We start from the raw sequence: 16,705 nt of genomic DNA, 5'->3' as shown, positions 1-16,705 counted from the left end.
ACGCCCCGCCGGTCACCCCGCGGACACCGAGCCCGGCACACCGTCTGACGGCGCTGACAAGATGCGATCGATTGCCAAGCCTGCTCCGAGCAGCAGGACTTGGCGCAGGCCGTTGCCGTCCTGCTCCGAGCGGGTCGGCACAGGTGTGGGTAAGTCGGCCGTCAGCGCGGTGAGTTCGAGTCGCCGCGAACGGCGATGGCGGCGTGACGCGGATCACGCTGGTTTCAAAACCCGTCGTCCTCCCCCGGCGTCTAGGGGGGTGTGAGACCGATGAGGAAGGCACCGGGCGAACCGGACGAGGAAGGTCTCGTCCGGTTGGTGGCCAGGGGTGACCGTGCCGCGTTCGACGAGCTGTACCGGCGCACCGCACCCTGGCTGGCAGTGCGTCTGCGGCGGCGCTGCGCCGACGAACAGATCGTCGCCGAGGTGATGCAGGAGACGTACCTCGCGGTGTGGCGTGCGGCGGGCGCCTTCGCCGGAACGGCGGTCGGAGGCAGTGCCGTCGGCTGGTTGTGGACGATCGCGGCGCGCCGTCTCGTCGACGCGTTCCGGCGCAGGGCCCATCACGCGCAGCCGCCACCCGCCGCGGCCGCGCCCCCCGTGGCGCCTGCCGCAGAGGAGGAGGCTTTCGCGGCATCCGTCGACGGCGACGTCGGTGACGCGCTGCGCCGCCTGGCACCCGAACTCAGGCTGGTTCTGCAGGCCATGGTGCTCGACGGGCTGTCCGTCCGGGAGACATCGGTTCTGCTCGGCGTGCCCGAGGGCACGGTGAAGACCCGTGCCCGCCGGGCACGGATCGCGATGCGGAGGGCCCTGACATGAACGTGGAACACGCGGAGGACGAGCTCATCGACGCTTACGCGCGCGGTGAAACCGGCCTTGCCGTCGACCGGGTGTGGGCCCTTGAGGCCCATCTGGAAGTGTGTCCCACCTGCCGGGACCGGCTGTCGGCCGCCGCGCCCGCCGTCGCGGCACTGGTGGCGGGCGTGTGGTCCGAGCTCGCGCCCCGCGTCGCCGCGACCGCCCCGATGCCGCGGCGCCGGCGCTGGTCGGCACGGTGGTCCAGGTGGCTGACCCCCACGATGGCACCGTGGCTGGCCATGGCCGTGAGCATGACCCTGCTGGCGCTGCTGCTCGACCTGGCCGACAGCCGCACGGGGCTGGGGGACGACCCCCGCCACGTGTCGTTGGTGCTGATGCTCGCCCCTGTCCTGCCCGTGCTCGGCGTGGCGGCGTCGTGGTCGCGCGGCATCGACCCGGCGTACGAGCTGACGGCCTCGGCGCCCAGGGCCGGACTCCCGCTGCTGCTGCGGCGGACCGCCGCCGTGCTCACCCTGGTCGTGCCCGCCCTGTTCGCCTGCGGGTGGGCGACAGGGGTGACCGTCGCCCAGTGGCTGCTGCCCTGCCTGGCCTTCACCGCGATGGCACTGGCGCTCGGCGGTGTCATGGGCGTGACCCGTGCGGTGGTGGTCCTGGCAGCCGCGTGGGTCGCGGTGATCGTGGCGCCGACCCTGGCCACGCATCGTATGACCTTCGCCCTGCAGACGGGTGGTCTGCCCGTGTGGGGGCTGATTCTCACGCTCGGCGTCGGCGTCGTGATCGCCCGCAAAGGCGCCTACTCCGTGCTGGGAGCCCACCAGTGACCATGAGAAGGGAAGTGCCGATGCCCGCTCTCGACGCGGCCGACATCGCACCGACGTCCTACGCCTGGCAGGTCCGGGCCGTCGGGCTGAGGGTCAGGGTCGGCAGGAGACGGATGGCCGTCGACGGGCTCGACCTGTCGCTGGGAACCGGCGTACACGGACTGCTGGGGCCCAACGGGGCGGGCAAGACCACCCTCATCCGGGCGCTGGCGACCGTGCTGCCCCCCGCCGGGGGCGCGCTGGAACTGCTCGGCGAGTCCGTCGGCGGTCTGGGCGAGCACCGCGCGCTGCGCCGCCGCATCGGCTACCTGCCGCAGGAATTCGGGTTCTACAAGCGTTTCACCGTGCGCGAGTTCGTCGAGTACATGGCCTGGCTGAAGGAGGTTCCCAAGGGGGAGATCCCCGCGGCGGTGCAGCGCGCCGTCGAGCGAGTGGGTCTGGCCGATCGCGCCGACGAGAAGATGAAGGCGCTTTCGGGCGGCATGGTGCGTCGCGTCGGGATCGCTCAGGCCATCGTGAACGACCCGGCGATCCTGCTGCTCGACGAGCCGACGGTCGGCCTGGACCCGGCGCAGCGACTGCGCTTCCGTGAACTGCTGCAGCGGCTGGGCACGGACACCTGCGTGGTCGTCTCGACGCATCTGGTGGAGGACGTGGCCGCCGCCTGCACCGACGTGGTGCTCATCGCCGAGGGGCGGCTGGTCTTCAAGGGGACCCCGGACGAGCTGGCCGCCGCGGGCGGACCCGAGCACGTCGGCGACAGTCCGCTGGAGCGCGGCTATTCGGCGCTGCTCCAGGGGCCTGACGGCCAAGGAGGTTCCTGGTGAACACGCGCATCCTGCGCATCGAGCTGAAGCGCTCCCTCGCCCCGTGGGCCGCAGCCGTGGTCCTCACGGCGGCGCTGGCCTTCTTGTGCCTCACGTCGGGCGGCGACGGCCTGACCGTCGCCGGGTGGACCGACCAGTGGACGTCCATGGCCCTGACGGCCCGCGGCCCGCTCTATTTCATCTGGCCGCTGGCCGGCGGGCTCGGGGCGCTTCAGGGCTTGCGTGAGCGTCGCTCCAAAGCATCGGAACTGATCACCAGCACGCCCCGGCCCGCTTCCCACCGCGCTGCCGTGCTGTCGGGCGCGATGGCGATGCCACTGGTCTTCGCCTATGCGACGGTCGTTCTCGTCGGCGGAGTGCAAGTCCTGTCCAACACCCGCTATACGCACCTCGGGTGGCTGCCCATATCGCTGGTCGGGGCACTGACCGTCGTCTCGGGGGCGGTGCTGGGCATGGGAGTGGGGCGCACGCTGCCGTACCTGCTCACCCCTCCCGCCGTGGCGGTGAGCATGCTGGTCTTCGGGGTGCTGGCGCAGTTGTCGACGGTCAAGGCCGACGCGACGACGGGGATCACGAGGTGGGAACCGAGCGTGTTCTCGCTGTTGTCGCCGGCTCTGCAGGAGGCGCGCGATGTGCTTCTCACTCTCTCCGTGTCCGTGCACGTCGGTCAGACGATCTGGCTGACGGGCGTGTCCGCGACCGGCTTCGCGCTGATCGCCGCAGCAGGCCGGCGCGGCCGGCTCGTCGCGCTGACGCCGGTGCTCGCGGGCGCGGTGATCGCCTTCCTCGTTCTCCCCCGCGACCCACGTCAGGTGTACGTCGTCGACGAGGCCGCGGCGCGGCTGGTGTGCGATGGCCCGGTGTGCGTGACCAACACGCACCGGGCACAGCTGAACGATGTAGCGGGTCCCGGACGGGAGGCGCTGCGTTTGATGAGCGCCGCCCTGGGAGAGCGAGCGCCGAGATCGATTCGCGAGGAGACTGCGGTGTGGCCGAACGGCTCCGGGACGCGCCGGTCGAGCGGGATCGCTCTGTTCGACTTCGAGGATCACGCCGTCGCCGGCGCCGAGGGCACGGACCTCACCAGGGCTCTCATCGCCGGGAGTCTCGTACCGAAGTGCTCCTCGTACGCGGACACGATCAGCAGCAGTGACGTCTCGGCGCAGAGCGTCGCCGCGAGCTGGGTTCTCGGCGAGCCCGAGCCGGTCGGCAAGGACATGGCCTACCTCTCGCGCGGGCGGCAGGAGGAAGTCCGCGAGGTGTACGGGGAGTTCAGGCGGCTCCCGCGCGCCGAGCAGCGTTCACGCATCGCCGCGATGTACCTCGACGCGGTCGCGTGCAAGGGAGATCCATTCGTCACGCTGGGCGGCGGTGCGTCCCGATGAGATGGCTGACGTTGTACGCACGCTCCCGTCACGTGCCCAGCTCGCTCACGGCGGTGTTGATCAGCACGGTGCTCGTCCGGGCCATCGCCCAGGGGACGGAGGGTAGTTCCGGCGATCCACGGATGCTTCCGCTCGTTCTCGGCGCGGGCGTGATGGCTGTTTCCGTCGGGCTGAGCGGGCAGGACCCCTCGCTGGACCGGACGGCGGCGATCCGGTGGATGCCCCGTCGAGCGGCGCATGTGCTCCTGGCCGGCACGTTCGTCGGCACGGCGCTGACCGTGGCGCTGGCCCTCAGCCGCGACGCGATTCCTGCCGAACTCGTGGTCCGCGACTGCGCGGGCTTGACGGGGCTGACAGCGATGGGCACCGTCGTCCTGGGCGGCCGGTACGCCTGGTCGTTGCCGTTCGCCTGGCTCTCGTTCTCGCTCTTCGCCCCTCCGGCGACCGGCGTGCCCATGCAGGTGGCCACCTGGATGCTCCTGCCACCGGACACGGCGGCGGGGACCTGGACTGCGCTGGTCCTCCTGCTCCTCGGCACGACCGCCTACGCCGTCACCGGCGCCAAAGGGGTTCGATGATAGGGCGGTTGACGCCCTCCCTCCCTCTCCGCCGTCAGGCACATGGAAGCAACTTTGAAGCAGCCCGCGGGGTCTTCCACCGCAAGAGCCGTGAACTGGCGGCTGAACGCTGGAGGGTGTGCGCATGAGAAGTGAACCCGATCTCCACCTGATGGTGCCCGACGATTTCGACGACTCTGACGCGGATTCACAAGTGCACCCGGTGGGCAGGAAGTTCTTCTTCGGTTCGCGCATGGCGGAGCCCTTCGAGGAAGCCGCTGAGTGGATCGCGGCGCACGACGTCCGGGTGAGTGACACCGCCTGGGAGATCGCCCCCGCTGATGAGCAGTTCCAGTACGTCTTGCGCGTGTACTTCACCTTCGAGGACGACGGCAAAGAAGACTGACCGACGGAAGAGATCGCGCCGCCCGGGCCGGCTTCCGGCCGGGGCCCTTCACCAGTGCGGTGGCCGACCTCCTCGGGACGGCGCCGCGCACGTTCGCCCGATGGGCCGTCGACCACGCCGCCGCGTTCACCGAGTGACGACGGCGGCCACACCGTACGGTGTCAGGCGCGGCTGCCGGCGGGCCGGTCGGTCGTAGCGTCGGCGGTCGTGTCACCGGATGTTGTTCAAGACGGACTGTGCCGTCCTGTCACGCATGGCTTGGAGCTCGGCGGCCAAGGCGCCCCAGAGGTGCTGGTCCATTGCTCGGACGGCGGCGGGGTCCTCCGTCTTCTTGCGCAGAGCCTCGGCTGAATCCATGTCGCCGGCGTCTTCGTACAGCATCGCAAGGGTGGTCAGCGCCTCGACGGGGAGAGCGCGTGGCCCATCGCCTCGTCGGCCGAGGAAGGCGGCCGATCCCGACGTGTGACGAGCCCCTTCTCCGTTGATGACGCCCAGCCGTCGGGGGCCCAAGCGCTGCATCGTCAGTTCGGACAGCGCACCGGCGTGCCCGGCCAAGGCGGCGCGCCGGAGGAGAGGGTCGGCCAAGGCAGGTTGGTGGACCCGTGCAGCGAAGGCGATGGTGTAGAGGTCGTCATGGGTGAGGTGAGTGAGCGAGGCATCCCAGAACGAGGGCGGAGGACACAGGTCCCCCCGCGTGTTGCGACCGTGCTGTTCCAGATAGTCGGCGAGCCGGAACACCGGTCCTGACGGTGGGCCAGGCGGGGTCGGGGGTACGGGGAAGATCATCCCTTCTGTTGCCCGGCCCGCAGCCGGTCCGGGCCGGGGACTGCCCGGCAGGCTGTGTTGCGGACGGGTTCTCATCCGGCGCAGCGGCGCCTGCCTGCCGTGGACGGGACGGGCGAGGTCGGCAAGGGCTGCTTCCGCCCAGTCCTCGGTGAGATCGTCGTAGTCCCGGTCGCTGAGATAGTCGATCGCGGCGTCGATCAGGAAAGCGAGAGGAAGGTGTGGTCCCACGCCGAGACGGCGTGCGTCCATCGCGGCTTCCAGCACGGCTCTCGCGGCCGGCGTGCCCTGGTCGTAGCGGCGCCGGAGTTCGGGGGCTCCGGCGAGATCCTGCGTCACTCTCCCGTGGCCGCGAGCCCTCGTCAGGGCGGCGTGCAGCAGCCGGTCGCCACTGACCGCGAGTGCGGCGGCTGTGTGCAGCGCCTCCTGGTCGAAGGTCTCCGGGACGGTGACGGTCCGTCCGGCGAGCAGTTCCCGCACCCGGCTGTGCGGATCCGGCGACCGCGGTGAGGGCAGCGCGGCGTACAGGTCCGCGTATTCCGGCCAGAGGGTGCCCAGGACGAGGACCGGGCCCCGCCCGGGTTGCGTGAGGAGGGTGTGGACGGCGGCCGCGATCTTCTCCCCCACGCGGGGGTCACCGAGGTAGTGCTGGGCCTCGTTGAGCCATACCACCGTGCGGGGCCGTACGCGCTCGAGGCCGTCCAATGCGGCGTCCGCCCGGGTGGGGTCGAAGGGGTGCCACAACCGCCAGCCCGGTGCCGCGAGCGGCTGCACCGCCTCCCAGCAGGCTCGCGTCTTACCGGTCGACGACGACCCGACCAGGACCACCATCCGGCTGCGGCCCTGCGCCGCGTCCAGCACCGCTCGACCGAGGATCTGATCGTGTGCCCGCGCGACGTAGCCGGGCAGCACCGCCGTCAGCCCGGCGGACGGGTCCCCGGCCGTCGACCCCGCAGGGTGGAGCTCCAGGTCGTGAGGGTCCCACTCACCGATCGGCCTGCCGGGGCCCTGATCCTTCCCGCCGGCGGTACCGGATTCTCCGGCGGCGATCCGTCGCAGCTCCAGCAAGGGCGCGACCGGCACATTCAGGACATGTGACAGCGCCGCGACCGTCTCGGCCGACGGAACAGGTCCGTCGGCCCGCAAGGCCTGTTGCACGGTCGTGCGGCCGCGCCCGGCTCGAACGGAGAGCTGCGTCTTGGTCAGCCGGGCCCGTGCCAGCCCGTCGGTCAGCCGCCTGCGCAGCTCGGTGAGCGCGGCCTCGGGTTCCATCTGATCGTCGTGCACCTGTCCGCTCCGGCTTGTCGTGTTCGCCGGTGTTCATCTTCGCCCGCCCGCACCGCGGTGAACACTGTTTTCACGACCCTCGGTCACGTCGACATCCGACTGCCCGCAGGAGATTGCCGTGTCCAGTCCCGCCGTCGTGCTGCTCACCGCAGCGCTGGTCGTCGTGTTCGCGCTGATGGCCGCCGCTGCCGCGGCCAAACTCGCCCGCCTGGACGGCGCCTCGTACCCCGCCGCCCTCATGCGGGCCGCCTCCGCCTTCGCCGCGGTGCTCGCCCTCGCCGCCGCCGTGACGGGCGCACTCGCTCAGGTCGTCCCCTGATGCCGGAGCGCCACATCAACCGGCAAGCCGCATTGTGCTCGCCGCAGTTGCAGCGGCAGGCGATTGCTGTTCGAGTCCGCCGGCCCCGTCGGTCCGGCGACCGCGACTGCCGACCGCTCGGATTCGTCCGCCGCGTCCGCTCCGTCCGCATGACGCCGTGCTCGGTCGCCGGGCCCGGGACGACGCTGGGAATGTCCCTGTCGGCCGGGGCGGACACCCTTGTCCTGTGTCTGCCTCAGGCTGCGGTGGACGACGCGGTCAGCGCCGTTGCGGGGCGGGTGCCGCTCGGTCGAGGGGCCGCCACGGCGATGCCGGCCTCGTGTTCACGGCGACGTCTCTCCGACGGCCAGAAGTAAGCCGCCGTCCGCCGCCCCCTTCGCTTTCGTGCCCGTCAGGCGCTCGAGCGGGTGACCAGGCGTGTGGGCAGGATCAACGGGGTGGGGTCGTGCCCGTTGATGACCGTGACGAGCATGCGCGCCATCTCCCGGCCGAGAGCTGTGACGGGCTGGTGGACAGTGGTGAGGGGCGGATCGGCGACCTGGGCGACCGTCAGGTCGTCGAAGCCCACCACTGCGACATCAGCGGGGACCGCCCGACCGGCCGCACGCAGCCTGCGCAGCGCACCCGCCGCCATGTTGTCGTTGGCAGCGAACACCGCGTCCAGGTCGGGGGCGTCGGCCAGCAGGCCGTCCATGGCAGCAGCTCCACTGGGCTCGGTGAAGTCCCCCTCCTGGGGCGGCAGTGGATCGAGGCCGGCCGACAGCAAGGCGTCCCGGTAGCCGCGGTGCCGGGCGCGTCCGGTGTCGGTGTCCAGGCGCCCGCAGATCGCGGCCACGCGAGTCCGGCCGAGCGAGACCAGGTACTCGGTCGCCGCCCGCGCGCCGCCGACGTTGTCGACGTCCACGTACCACCGGGGAACCGAATCCACGGGACGCCCTCCGAACACGACGGGCACCTCCGCCTCCTCGGCCGCAGCGGCCAGCGGATCGCCTTCGCGCAGCGCCATCAGCATGACCCCGTCGGCGCCCCTCGACCGCAAGAGCTCCTCCACCCGCTTCCGGCCCCGCTCGGAAGCGGCCAGGCACAGCATCAGATGCAGGTCGGCCTCCTCCAGCGCCTGTGCGGCCCCCACGATCACCTGGGCGAAGAACGGATCCGCAAAGATCGACGGATCCTCTCCCGAGACGACGAGGGCGGCAGCACCTGTCTGACGCATGGCCAGAGCCCGGGCGATCGGATGGGCCACGTAGCCGAGTTGCCTGACAGCCCGTTCGACCGCCTCACGTTTGGAAGGGCTGACATGCGGGGCCTTGTTGAGGACGCGGGAGGCCACGGAGCGGGAGACGCCGGCACGTGCGGCCACCTCGTCGAGCGTCGGCTGCCGACGCGGCGCTTCTCCTGCCATGGACTACGACCCTCTCCCTCATGACACGCCTCTCTCCCCCATGACCGGGCGGGGAACGTCTCACCCAGCGGCACGGCGCTGCCGCCCGCCGCCCGGAGCACCGGGTGGGAGCGCTTCCGGTGGTCGAGCCCAGAACCCCCTCGCGATATGGAAGTGAAGTGCGGTGCGTGCACCGACTCTTGACAGCTCAAATGCCCAGTCACACCATACGGAACACACCCCCGACAAGTTCCAGTGCTGTTGGGACCGCTTCCAATGGGAGCGCTCCCAGATCTGGCCGCATCACCGCTCTCGATACACCCCCACCACGAAATCGAGGTTCAGTCATGCGCCGCAGACTCCGCGCCTTGGCCGCGACTCTCTCCGCTGTGCCGCTGGCACTCGCCGCCGCACCGTCGGCACATGCGGCCGACCCGACCACCATGACCAACGGGTTCTATGCGGACCCCGATTCCAGCGCGAAGAGGTGGGTGGCCGCCCACGCCGGTGACGGCCGAGCCGCCGCGATCAACGCCTCCATAGCCAACACCCCGACGGCTCGCTGGTTCGGCTCATGGAGCGGAACGATCGGCGCCGCCACAGGGGCTTACGCGGGAGCGGCGGACCGCGTCGACAAACTGCCGGTCCTGGTCGCCTACAACGTCTACAACCGCGACTACTGCGGCGGGCACTCCGCAGGCGGAGCCGCCTCGCCGTCCGCCTACGCCGACTGGATCGCTCAGTTCGCCGCCGGGATCGCCAACCGACCGGCCGTCGTCATCCTCGAGCCGGACTCCCTGGGCGACTACGGGTGCATGACACAGTCGCAGATCGACGAACGCAAGGGCATGCTCACCGGCGCCCTCGCCCAGTTCAGCCGCCACGCCCCCAACACCTGGGTCTACATGGACGCCGGCAACCCGCGCTGGGCCGACGCGGCGACCATGGCCAGGCGCCTCCACGAAGCCGGACTCCGCCAGGCCCACGGCTTCTCGCTCAACATCTCCAACTACGTCACCACGGCCGAGAACACCGCCTACGGCAACTCCGTCAACCGTGAACTGAGTTCCCGCTACGGCTACACCAAGCCGTTCGTCGTGGACACCAGCCGCAACGGGAACGGGTCCAACGGCGAGTGGTGCAACCCCTCAGGTCGTCGCATCGGCACCCCCACCCAGCTGGGCGGAGGCGCAGAGATGCTCTTGTGGATCAAGGTGCCGGGCGAGTCCGACGGCAACTGCGGCGTGGGAGCGGGTACCTCGGCCGGGCAGTTCCTTCCCGAGGTCGCCTACAAGATGGTTTACGGCTACTGATGCCGTTCCGCCGTGGCCCGGTGCGCCCCCGCACCGCGACCGGGCCACGGGCACGGGTGTGCCCCGGCGATCACGGCATCGATATCCCGGGCCGGGCCCCGGGCTCCGGGTCCGGTCAACGCCCGAAGGGGATCTTCGCGGACTGAGGGTACGGGACCACGGCTGCTACCGCGGTCCATACCTCTTCCTTTCTCGTCGGGCATGATCGGGTCATGGAGCAAACGCACCTGCCGACCACCGAGGCCGCTGTCGTGGCGATCCGTGACATCGCGGCGGAGTTGGAGCTGAGCATGTCGGTCACCGACGACATCGGAGCGGACCGGACGTCGCGCCGTACGTCGGCCGAGCTGTTCACGGCGTTCGATCCCGACGGCTCATTGCCGCACGAGGCGTTCGTGGAGCTGACGGGATCGCCGGCGGTGAGCGTCCGGCTCTTTCCCGAGGAAGACGCGAAGATCGCTGTCGACGGTGTGGAATTCCATGACGTCCCCCGCGACTCTGTCCCCGCGTTCCTCAGGTCCGTCTACGGCGGACTCGCCACCACGAAGGGGCGGCTGTTTCCGCCCGGCCAGTGGCTCATCGTGCCGCTGCCCGGCGACGAGACGTACAGAGAGCTGATCGTGGACCCCAACCTGACACCCTGGCTGGCCCGCATCGCGCGCCGTTAGGCTCCGGCCCTGGCGGGCACGTAGCGGATTACGAAGCGGTCGAGGTAGCCGAAGCCGAAGTGCTCGGTGCCAGGGGTCACGACCGCATCCGCCGGTCGGCGTACCGCAGGGGCGCGGGCAGCACCCCACGGAGGACCGCGATCGCTCGCCTTGTCGATGATCATGATGCTTGAGGGGGCATTCATGCTCAGTCGGGCTGCTCGTGATCCGGAACCGCTGCGGGTGGCCGGCCGATCGATGGCCGAGTCGCTGCGCACAGCTGTCGCGCAGGCAGGTGCGTGCTGACCAGGCGTCAGCAGTACCGACTCCGCCTCAGGTCTGCCGGCCCCCGCCCCCGCGCCGCGGACCGGGTGGCCGCGTCGGCGTCCACATCCCGCCTCGCCGGCCTGCACCTTCACCCCCGCCGCGCACGCACTGAACGGCGCCGCCGACCAGAGCGACGACGACAACCACGACGTGACTTCAGCGAGGCTGCCCCCGCCAGAGGGCGGTACGTGAGTTGGTGTCTTTTCGCGCCTTCGGGAGGGGTGTACGGGCTGGCCGCGACGTCGCCGGGCGGTTACGGCTGCGGCGGACTCCATCGACCCCGACGCCTCGCCGAACAGACTGAGCGAGCCCTGTGTCGCCTTCACGACATGGGCCGCGATGTTCAGCAGCGTGGTCTTGCCCGCCCCATTGGGGCCGACCAACCCGCAGACCCTGCCAGCCGGAAGCCGGAAAGAACAGTCCCGCAGCGCCCAGCCCCGCCGGTAGCGCATCCGGGTGCCGGCAAATCGCTTGCGAGAGACCCGTGTTCGCCGTACAGCCGTACAACCGCGCCTGAAGTCGGGGGCTTGCCTTCATCAGCCGATCTCGTATAGTCGGATCCGACTATTAGAGGTCGGTGATGCAGATGGCGCAGCGGAAGATCTCCAACACCCTGGCGTTGGCCGTGCTGGGCCTGTTGCAGGAACAGCCGATGCACCCGTATGAGATGGCGTCCACCCTGCGGGAGCGGCACAAGGACAGCAGTTTCAAGGTCAACTCTGGGTCTCTGTACGACACGGTCGAGGCGTTGGTTCGGCATGGCTGGATCCAGCCGGTGGAGACAGCGCGCGATGGCAGGCGGCCGGAGCGAACCGTCTACGCGACAACCGAGTTGGGCCAAAGCGAGTTCGTTCGCTGGATCGACGAACTCCTCCGCGTGCCCGTCGCGGAATACCCGAAGTTCATGGCCGCGGTGTCCTACCTCGGCGCACTCGGTCCGGACAGGGCGGCAGAGGCACTTGCCGAACGGGTGGGGCATCTGGCCCAGCGGATCGATGAGACGAACAGGGTGCTGACCGACACGGTCGGCTCGGGCAAGGTGCCCCGGTTGTTCATGATCGAGGTCGAGTGCGCGTTGCACTCCTGGGAGGCCGAGTTGGCCTGGACGCGGCGAACCATCGCCGAGATCCGCGACGGCAGTCTGTTCTGGCCCGAGGCCGAGCGAACTGAACAGGGATGGACCTGGTCCGCCCCCTCAGACGGGAAAGGAGGCACGCGATGACCGACGTGTTGATCGTGGGAGCCGGTCCGGCCGGGTTGTTGCTCGCCGGCGAGCTGCGGCTCGCCGGCGTCGACACCGTCGTTGTCGAACGCCACGAGCAGCGGCCGGGCTTCTGCCGAGGCTTCAACCTCAACGCCCGCGCCCTGGACCTGCTGGCACGGCGCGGTCTCGCTGAGAGGCTTGTCGGCGAGGGCTGGCAAGTGCCCTACGCCGCGTTCTCCGGCCTGCCGGTGACGCTCACCCTCGCGGGCACGCATACCGCCCATCCGTACTCGCTGGGCATCCCGCAGACCAGGGTCGAGGAAATCCTAGAGGAGCACGCTCTCGACCGGGGAGCTGACATCCGCCGCGGACACGAACTGCTCGCCTTGGAACAGGATTCCGAGTCTGTCACAGCCGCTGTCACCACCGGCGCCGGTGAGTATCGCGTCCGGGCCGCGTACCTGGTCGGTTGCGACGGCGGCCGCAGCACCGTCCGTAAACAGGCCGGCATCGACTTCCCCGGCACCGAGGCGACCCGTTTCTCCCTGCTCGGCGACGTCGAGCTCGCCGACCCCGAGGCGTTGCCGTTCGGCGTGACCACCGGCCCCGGCGGGGCTGTATTCGTCATACCCCGCCCTGGCTACGTCAGGATCATCACCTCCGACCGGCAACCCCCCGCGGACAAGGACACTCCGGTCACCCTGAACCTGCTCCAAAGTGCTGTGGACGACGCGCTCGGCCGCCACATCGAGCTGCGTGCCGCACGCTGGCTGACCCGGTTCGGCAACGCCGCCCGGCAGGCGGCCGAGTACGTCCGGGGCAGGGTCATCCTGGCCGGGGACGCCGCGCACATCCACCCCCCGGCCGGGGCGATCGGCGTCAATGTCGCCCTGGACGACGCGTTCAACCTCGGCTGGAAACTAGCCGCCACCGTCCGCGGCACCGCACCGGCGCACCTGCTCGGCAGCTATCACACCGAACGCCACACCGCCGGTGCGCATGTGCTGGCCAACACACAGGCCCAGGTGCTGCTCGGCGAGGCCGACGAGCGGCTCGGACCGCTCACCGACCTGCTGACCCGGGTCGCCGGCCACCCTGCGGGAAACCGCGCCTTCGCCGAGACCATCACTGGACTGGACACCCGTTACCAGATGGGTCCCGATGCCAACCACCCCTGGCTCGGCCGCCTGACGCCCGACCTCGCCCTGACCACGGGAGACGGCTGTACTCGCCTGGCCGAGCTGCTCGCCTCGGGACGCGGCCTGCTGCTCGACCTGACCGGAGGAAGCGCCATCCTCGAGTCGGCCGCAGGATGGGCAGACCGAGTGGACCTCGTCACCGCGGCATGCCCCGACCATCCCGAACTCCACGCCGTCCTTCTGCGGCCGGACGGGCACACTGCCTGGCTCGGCACTGCGGGTCACGGCCACGCCGACGGGCTCCACCAGGCGCTACAGCACTGGTACGGCCCGGCAGCACCATCCGACGCCGCGTCCTCGGCAGCATTCCGCTCGTAAGCCTGGTGCTGCCACCGTCGCGTGCGGTTCGCGGGACGGAGGGGTGTGGGACCGGAGAGTCTTACACACAGGTCGGCTACCGACGCGAAGACGTCCCGTCCGAGCCCGGCCAGCGCGGACTCCGGCTTCGACCCGCCGTCGCGGGCGTGGATGGCGTCCAGGATGAACAGCGACGTCCCGTCGTACATGGGCGGCGGGAGCGGCTACATCAAGGGCACCCAGCCGCTGTGCGTGACGTCGACCGTCCTCCCGCACCCGCTCCCGGCCCCCGCATCCGCGTGAGGGCCGGGAGCCTCGCCGGCCTCTCCACGAGAGGGTGTCACCTGGGCTCGACGGCGTACGAGGTTCCAAGAAATTCAGTCGCCGCCGGCCCGCGCAGGCGAGCACCCCGAACTCGCTCCGAAGTGTCCTCGGACCGCTCCTCGCTCCTGATCGACTTCGACGGGCCTGCCGGCGTGTGGGGCGGCCCGGTCGACGGTTACCGCTGGGCCTGAACGATTGTCCCTGAGAACGGCGACTGACGTTGCGCGCCGAGGTGTTCGGACGCGGGGCATCGGTGAGGCCGGCCGGTCGGCGGGCACCGGCTCGGCCAAGGCGGCCGCGCTGCTGCGGCAGGTATCCAACTGCGGCAGGTATCCAACAGCGTGGCGGGCAAGAGCGGCCGGGGCCATCACAGTCCGTTGAAGGACCGCTACGCCGCGAAACCTCGCCGTTGCAGGTGACCTTCCGTGCCGCAAGGTCGATACTGCCAGTAGACGGGGCGGACGACCGTCCTCCGGGTGCCCGTCAGCGCCTGACGTCCCGTCACTGAAGTCAGCAACGAGTCAGCGTCACACCCGCCGCGACCCGCCTCGGACCGCTGCGAAGCGCCGACATCGACAACTGTTCTCACCGCCGGTGACCTGCGAAGACACAGGGCCTGAGCCCTGAAGACAAGCTCGCGAGGAGATACCCATGAGGATGCTGATCAACGTCCCGGAAAGCGTGGTGGCGGACGCGCTGCGTGGTATGGCCGCCGCTCATCCCGAGCTGGCCGTCGATGTGGAGAACCGGGTGGTGGTGCGGGGGGACGCGCCCGTGTCCGGGAAGGTGGCGCTGGTGTCGGGCGGCGGCTCGGGGCACGAGCCGTTGCACGGGGGTTTCGTCGGTCCCGGGATGCTCTCGGCGGCCTGTCCCGGGGAGGTCTTCACCTCTCCGGTGCCCGACCAGATGGCACGGGCTGCGGCCGCGGTGGACAGCGGTGCCGGAGTGTTGTTCGTCGTGAAGAACTACACCGGTGACGTGCTCAACTTCGACATGGCGGCCGAACTCGCCGAGGACGAGGGCATCCAGGTCGCGAAAGTGCTCGTCGACGACGACGTCGCCGTGACTGACAGCCTCTACACGGCGGGGCGGCGCGGCACGGGCGCGACGCTGTTCGTGGAGAAGATCGCGGGCGCCGCGGCCGAGGAGGGGCAGCCGCTGGAGCGGGTGGAGTCGATCGCCCGGCAGGTGAACGAGAACTCCCGCAGCTTCGGCGTGGCGCTCAGCGCGTGCACGACGCCCGCCAAGGGCAGCCCCACCTTCGACCTGCCCGAGGGTGAGCTGGAGCTGGGCATCGGCATTCACGGCGAGCCGGGGCGGGAGCGGCGCCCGATGATGACCTCCGGGGAGATCGCCGACTTCGCCGTCCACGCGATCCTGGAGGACATGCCGCCGCGCGACCCGGTCCTCGTGCTGGTCAACGGCATGGGGGCGACGCCGCTGCTGGAGTTGTACGGCTTCAACGCCGAGGTGCAGCGGGTGCTGGGCGAGCGCGGGGTGTCCGTCGCCCGCACGCTCGTCGGTAACTACGTCACGTCCCTCGACATGGCCGGCGCGTCCGTCACCCTGTGCCGGATCGACGAGGAGCTGCTGCGGCTGTGGGACGCGCCGGTGAAGACGCCCGGGTTGCGGTGGGGCATGTGACCGGCGGGCATACGCACGTGAGGCGTGCGCGCGCACCGGGGCGCATGGCCTTCTGACGTACCTACGAGGCAAGGAGTTCCCGTGCTCGACGCCGATTTCTTCCGCCGCTGGATGGCGGTGACGGCCGCGTCCGTCGCACGTGAGGCGGACCGGCTCACGGCTCTCGACTCGCCCATCGGGGACGCCGACCACGGCAGCAACCTCCTGCGGGGGTTCACCGCCGTGGCCGCCGCGCTGGAGAAGGAGGCGCCCGCGACTCCCGGCGCCGTCCTCGTGCTGGCGGGCCGGCAGCTGATCTCCACCGTCGGCGGGGCCTCGGGCCCGCTCTACGGCACGCTGCTGCGGCGGACGGGCAAGGCGCTGGGCGACGTGGCGGAGGTGAGCGAGGAGCAGCTCGCGCAGGCGCTGCGGGAGGGCGTGGACGCGGTGATGCAGCTCGGCGGGGCCGCGCCCGGCGACAAGACGATGATCGACGCGCTGGTGCCCGCTCTGGAGGCGCTCGGTGAGGGCTTCGAGGCCGCCCGTACCGCGGCCGAGCGGGGTGCGGAGGCGACGACGCCCCTCCAGGCCCGCAAGGGCAGGGCCAGCTATCTGGGCGAGCGCAGCATCGGGCACCAGGACCCGGGGGCCACCTCGGCGGCGCTGCTCATCGCGGGCCTCGCGGAAGCCGGCGGGGAGTGAGTGGGGTGGGGGACTTGAGGGGCGGCGAGGCGGCTGACGGGCGTGCGGCCGTGGGCGGCGGCAAGCCGGTCGGGATCGTGCTGGTGTCGCACAGCGCGGAAGTGGCCGCATCGGTGGCCGAGTTGGCGCGCGGCCTGGCCGGGGGCGCGAGCGGTGTGCCGGTCGCCCCGGCGGGCGGCACCGAGGCCGGCGGGCTGGGCACGAGCGCGGAGCTGATCTCGGCCGCGGCGGCCTCCGTGGACCGCGGGGCCGGGGTCGCCGTGCTCACCGACCTCGGCAGCGCCGTGCTGACGGTGAAGGCGCTGCTCGCCGAGGGCGGTGAACTGCCCGACGGGACGCGCCTGGTGGACGCGCCGTTCGTGGAGGGCGCGGTGGCCGCGGTCGTCACGGCGGCCACGGGAGCCGGCCTCGACGCGGTGGAGGCGGCGGCCGTGGACGCGTACACCTACCGCAAGGCATGAGGGTGAGGGGAGCGGCC

Annotated in this window: 17 protein-coding genes and 1 pseudogene; 15 read left to right on the top strand and 3 right to left on the bottom strand. The window is 70.8% G+C overall.

What is annotated here, in order from left to right:
• Positions 1-270: 270 nt before the first annotated feature.
• The 6 genes from ACIOC0_RS04560 (at position 271) to ACIOC0_RS04535 (ending at position 4,818) form a co-directional block, all read left to right on the top strand.
• Positions 271-822, top strand: coding sequence for an RNA polymerase sigma factor (locus tag ACIOC0_RS04560; protein WP_352248418.1), 552 nt, complete (start codon positions 271-273; stop codon positions 820-822).
• Positions 819-1,643 (top strand): zf-HC2 domain-containing protein, encoded by an 825-nt coding sequence (locus ACIOC0_RS04555; protein WP_402152361.1) that lies wholly within the window; start codon positions 819-821, stop codon positions 1,641-1,643. The genes ACIOC0_RS04560 and ACIOC0_RS04555 overlap by 4 nt, the downstream gene beginning before the upstream one ends.
• Positions 1,644-1,663: 20 nt before the next feature.
• Positions 1,664-2,470 carry an ABC transporter ATP-binding protein gene (locus ACIOC0_RS04550; RefSeq protein WP_402152358.1) on the top strand — a complete coding sequence of 269 codons (807 nt, stop codon included), beginning with the start codon at positions 1,664-1,666 and terminating at the stop codon, positions 2,468-2,470.
• Positions 2,467-3,855: a hypothetical protein gene (locus ACIOC0_RS04545; protein ID WP_402152355.1), complete on the top strand. Its 1,389-nt coding sequence runs from the start codon at positions 2,467-2,469 to the stop codon at positions 3,853-3,855. The genes ACIOC0_RS04550 and ACIOC0_RS04545 overlap by 4 nt, the downstream gene beginning before the upstream one ends.
• Positions 3,852-4,433 (top strand): hypothetical protein, encoded by a 582-nt coding sequence (locus tag ACIOC0_RS04540; RefSeq protein WP_402152352.1) that lies wholly within the window; start codon positions 3,852-3,854, stop codon positions 4,431-4,433. The genes ACIOC0_RS04545 and ACIOC0_RS04540 overlap by 4 nt, the downstream gene beginning before the upstream one ends.
• 124 nt (positions 4,434-4,557) lie before the next feature.
• Positions 4,558-4,818, top strand: coding sequence for a hypothetical protein (locus tag ACIOC0_RS04535; RefSeq protein ID WP_351089413.1), 261 nt, complete (start codon positions 4,558-4,560; stop codon positions 4,816-4,818).
• A 210-nt stretch (positions 4,819-5,028) separates the two neighbouring features.
• Here the strand turns inward: ACIOC0_RS04535 and ACIOC0_RS04530 are convergent, their stop codons facing one another.
• Positions 5,029-6,888, bottom strand: coding sequence for a hypothetical protein (locus ACIOC0_RS04530; RefSeq protein WP_402152349.1), 1,860 nt, complete (start codon positions 6,886-6,888; stop codon positions 5,029-5,031).
• A 118-nt stretch (positions 6,889-7,006) separates the two neighbouring features.
• On the opposite strand from ACIOC0_RS04530, the gene ACIOC0_RS04525 reads away from it, so the two are divergent.
• Positions 7,007-7,207 (top strand): hypothetical protein, encoded by a 201-nt coding sequence (locus ACIOC0_RS04525; protein ID WP_351089410.1) that lies wholly within the window; start codon positions 7,007-7,009, stop codon positions 7,205-7,207.
• Between the two features lie 391 nt (positions 7,208-7,598).
• Here the strand turns inward: ACIOC0_RS04525 and ACIOC0_RS04520 are convergent, their stop codons facing one another.
• Complete coding sequence (locus ACIOC0_RS04520) at positions 7,599-8,612, bottom strand: LacI family DNA-binding transcriptional regulator (protein WP_402152347.1); 1,014 nt, start codon at positions 8,610-8,612, stop codon at positions 7,599-7,601.
• Between the two features lie 326 nt (positions 8,613-8,938).
• Between ACIOC0_RS04520 and ACIOC0_RS04515 the strand changes: the two genes are divergently transcribed.
• The 3 genes from ACIOC0_RS04515 (at position 8,939) to ACIOC0_RS04505 (ending at position 10,857) form a co-directional block, all read left to right on the top strand.
• Positions 8,939-9,904, top strand: a complete 966-nt coding sequence (locus ACIOC0_RS04515; RefSeq protein ID WP_402152344.1) for a glycoside hydrolase family 6 protein — start codon at positions 8,939-8,941, stop codon at positions 9,902-9,904.
• 212 nt (positions 9,905-10,116) lie between these two features.
• Positions 10,117-10,572, top strand: coding sequence for a hypothetical protein (locus ACIOC0_RS04510; protein ID WP_402152341.1), 456 nt, complete (start codon positions 10,117-10,119; stop codon positions 10,570-10,572).
• A 66-nt stretch (positions 10,573-10,638) separates the two neighbouring features.
• Positions 10,639-10,857, top strand: coding sequence for a hypothetical protein (locus ACIOC0_RS04505; protein ID WP_402153207.1), 219 nt, complete (start codon positions 10,639-10,641; stop codon positions 10,855-10,857).
• Between the two features lie 287 nt (positions 10,858-11,144).
• On the opposite strand, the pseudogene ACIOC0_RS04500 reads toward ACIOC0_RS04505, so the two are convergent.
• Positions 11,145-11,330, bottom strand: a pseudogene (locus ACIOC0_RS04500) (ATP-binding cassette domain-containing protein); the annotation flags it as partial.
• A gap of 128 nt (positions 11,331-11,458) precedes the next feature.
• On the opposite strand from ACIOC0_RS04500, the gene ACIOC0_RS04495 reads away from it, so the two are divergent.
• The 5 genes from ACIOC0_RS04495 to ACIOC0_RS04475 all read left to right on the top strand — a co-directional run bounded on the left by ACIOC0_RS04495 (position 11,459) and on the right by ACIOC0_RS04475 (position 16,688).
• Positions 11,459-12,100, top strand: a complete 642-nt coding sequence (locus ACIOC0_RS04495) for a PadR family transcriptional regulator (RefSeq protein ID WP_402152338.1) — start codon at positions 11,459-11,461, stop codon at positions 12,098-12,100.
• Positions 12,097-13,599, top strand: coding sequence for an FAD-dependent monooxygenase (locus ACIOC0_RS04490; RefSeq protein WP_402152336.1), 1,503 nt, complete (start codon positions 12,097-12,099; stop codon positions 13,597-13,599). Before ACIOC0_RS04495 ends, ACIOC0_RS04490 begins: the two co-directional genes overlap by 4 nt.
• A 954-nt stretch (positions 13,600-14,553) precedes the next feature.
• Positions 14,554-15,546: a dihydroxyacetone kinase subunit DhaK gene (gene dhaK / locus ACIOC0_RS04485; protein WP_402152333.1), complete on the top strand. Its 993-nt coding sequence runs from the start codon at positions 14,554-14,556 to the stop codon at positions 15,544-15,546.
• Positions 15,547-15,627: 81 nt separating this feature from the next.
• Positions 15,628-16,227 (top strand): dihydroxyacetone kinase subunit DhaL, encoded by a 600-nt coding sequence (gene dhaL, locus ACIOC0_RS04480; RefSeq protein WP_402152330.1) that lies wholly within the window; start codon positions 15,628-15,630, stop codon positions 16,225-16,227.
• Positions 16,228-16,277: 50 nt separating this feature from the next.
• On the top strand, positions 16,278-16,688 hold the full coding sequence (locus tag ACIOC0_RS04475; protein ID WP_356687767.1) for a PTS fructose transporter subunit IIA: 411 nt from the start codon (positions 16,278-16,280) through the stop codon (positions 16,686-16,688).
• Positions 16,689-16,705 lie beyond the last annotated feature (17 nt).

The organism is Streptomyces sp. NPDC088254 (genome assembly GCF_044740925.1).
GTDB lineage: Bacteria > Actinomycetota > Actinomycetes > Streptomycetales > Streptomycetaceae > Streptomyces.
The sequence above is the reverse complement of the archived record's forward strand: the minus strand, read 5'-3'. Positions and strand labels throughout refer to the sequence as shown.

Bases quoted from the DNA above. Each gene is read 5' to 3' on its own strand.
- ACIOC0_RS04550 (WP_402152358.1), top strand. From the start codon at position 1,664: ATGCCCGCTCTCGACGCGGCCGACATCGCACCGACGTCCTACGCCTGG.
- ACIOC0_RS04490 (WP_402152336.1), top strand. From the start codon at position 12,097: ATGACCGACGTGTTGATCGTGGGAGCCGGTCCGGCCGGGTTGTTGCTC.
- ACIOC0_RS04515 (WP_402152344.1), top strand. From the start codon at position 8,939: ATGCGCCGCAGACTCCGCGCCTTGGCCGCGACTCTCTCCGCTGTGCCG.
- ACIOC0_RS04540 (WP_402152352.1), top strand. From the start codon at position 3,852: ATGAGATGGCTGACGTTGTACGCACGCTCCCGTCACGTGCCCAGCTCG.
- ACIOC0_RS04510 (WP_402152341.1), top strand. From the start codon at position 10,117: ATGGAGCAAACGCACCTGCCGACCACCGAGGCCGCTGTCGTGGCGATC.
- dhaK (WP_402152333.1), top strand. From the start codon at position 14,554: ATGAGGATGCTGATCAACGTCCCGGAAAGCGTGGTGGCGGACGCGCTG.
- ACIOC0_RS04560 (WP_352248418.1), top strand. From the start codon at position 271: ATGAGGAAGGCACCGGGCGAACCGGACGAGGAAGGTCTCGTCCGGTTG.
- ACIOC0_RS04495 (WP_402152338.1), top strand. From the start codon at position 11,459: ATGCAGATGGCGCAGCGGAAGATCTCCAACACCCTGGCGTTGGCCGTG.
- ACIOC0_RS04535 (WP_351089413.1), top strand. From the start codon at position 4,558: ATGAGAAGTGAACCCGATCTCCACCTGATGGTGCCCGACGATTTCGAC.
- ACIOC0_RS04555 (WP_402152361.1), top strand. From the start codon at position 819: ATGAACGTGGAACACGCGGAGGACGAGCTCATCGACGCTTACGCGCGC.
- ACIOC0_RS04520 (WP_402152347.1), bottom strand. From the start codon at position 8,612: ATGGCAGGAGAAGCGCCGCGTCGGCAGCCGACGCTCGACGAGGTGGCC.